A 1,543-nucleotide genomic window follows, 5' to 3' on the forward strand; every position below is an offset into this window, starting at 1 on the left:
GTAAGCGCTCGGTGACGCTTCCTTTTACCCACATCTATGGTCAAGCTTGGAGCGTTGCGGGATCGGCCTCACCGGTGTTTGGTTGAGAGGCACCTGAACCCTTGGAAGACGAGGTTTTCCATGCCCGTTGCCACACGGTGCCGGTGGGAAGAGGAACTCGCCGGTAGCACTTTCGCCGATGCCCGCCTCGAGCAGCGTTTGCACCGGCTCGTCGGACAGATGGACCGCAGCCTCGGCGCCAGCCTGCCGTTTGCCTGCCAGGACTGGGCCAGCACCAAAGCCGCTTACCGTTTCTTTTCCAACGAACGGGTCAGCGAGGCGCAGATCCTGTCGGGCCACTTCGCATCGACACGCGAGCGTGTGCGGGCCAGTGACGGCCCTATACTGGTCCTCCAGGATACGACCGAGTTCACGTTCCAGCGCGAGAGCCATGAGGCCGTCGGGATCACCCGCACCGTCAACACTGGGCGCGACAAGGCAGGTCAGGTTCGCATGCACACGCTGTGTGGCCTGCTCATGCATGCCTCGCTCGCGGTGACCACTGACGGCCTGCCGCTCGGGCTTGCAGCGGTGAAGTTCTGGTCGCGGCAGAAGTTCAAGGGCACGAATGCGCTCAAGCGCAAGGTCAATCCGACCCGCGTGCCGATCGAGCAGAAAGAGAGCTTCCGCTGGCTGGAGAACCTTCGCCAGTCCACATCGCTGTTTGCCGCGCCGGACCGTTGCGTGCATGTCGGTGACCGCGAGAGCGACATCTACGAATTGTTTTCTCTGGCCCATGACCTCGGCACACACTTCATCGTGCGCAGCTGCGTGGATCGGCTGGCCGGTGACGGCCAGCACACGATCGCCAACGAGATGGATGAGGTCGCCGTCCAAGGCCTTCATCGGGTCGAGGTTCGCGATCAGCGAGGGCGGCTCGTCACCGCCTCGGTCGAACTCCGCTATCGCCGCATCACGGTTCTGCCGCCGATCGGCAAGCAGAAGCGCTATCCCCCGCTGTCACTCACCGTCCTGTACGCACGTGAGCCGGAAACGCCGAAGGATCGTCCAGCGATCGACTGGCGGCTGATCACCGACTTGCTCGTGGACAGCCCCGAGCAGGCCGTCGAGAAGTTGGATTGGTATGCCCGGCGCTGGAAGATCGAGGTGTTTCACCATATCCTGAAGACAGGCTGCCGCGCCGAGCACGCGCGGCTGCGCACGGCCGAGCGCTTGGTCAAGCTCATCGCCGTGTACTGCATCCTGGCGTGGCGGGTGTTCTGGACGACCATGATCGGTCGCTCGGCGCCGCAAGCAGACCCGCACCTCGCCGTGACCGACCACGAGATCGCGCTGCTTGACCGTCTCGTGCCCGACTCGCCGGCCGGTGAGCGATCCCTCTTTGCCTACGTGGTGAAGGTTGCGCGCCTCGGTGGCTACCTCGCCCGCTCACGCGATCCGCCGCCCGGCAATCTCGTCATATGGCGTGGCTTTGCACGGCTCACCGACATTGCGCTCGGAGCCGCCCTCGCCCAGACATCCCCAGGATGTGGGTAAAAGGAAG

1 protein-coding gene is annotated in these 1,543 nt (G+C 64.1%); it reads left to right on the forward strand.

What is annotated here, in order from left to right:
• Nucleotides 1–120: 120 nt before the first annotated feature.
• A complete protein-coding gene (locus VQ02_RS12060) occupies nucleotides 121–1,536 on the forward strand; it encodes an IS4 family transposase (RefSeq protein ID WP_048444441.1) in 1,416 nt (471 codons plus the stop codon).
• Nucleotides 1,537–1,543: the final 7 nt, after the last annotated feature.

The sequence above is a fragment of the Methylobacterium variabile genome (assembly GCF_001043975.1).
Taxonomy (GTDB): domain Bacteria; phylum Pseudomonadota; class Alphaproteobacteria; order Rhizobiales; family Beijerinckiaceae; genus Methylobacterium; species Methylobacterium variabile.

Excerpts from the sequence above, each read along its gene's own strand:
- VQ02_RS12060 (WP_048444441.1), top strand. The coding sequence starts at position 121 with ATGCCCGTTGCCACACGGTGCCGGTGGGAAGAGGAACTCGCCGGTAGC.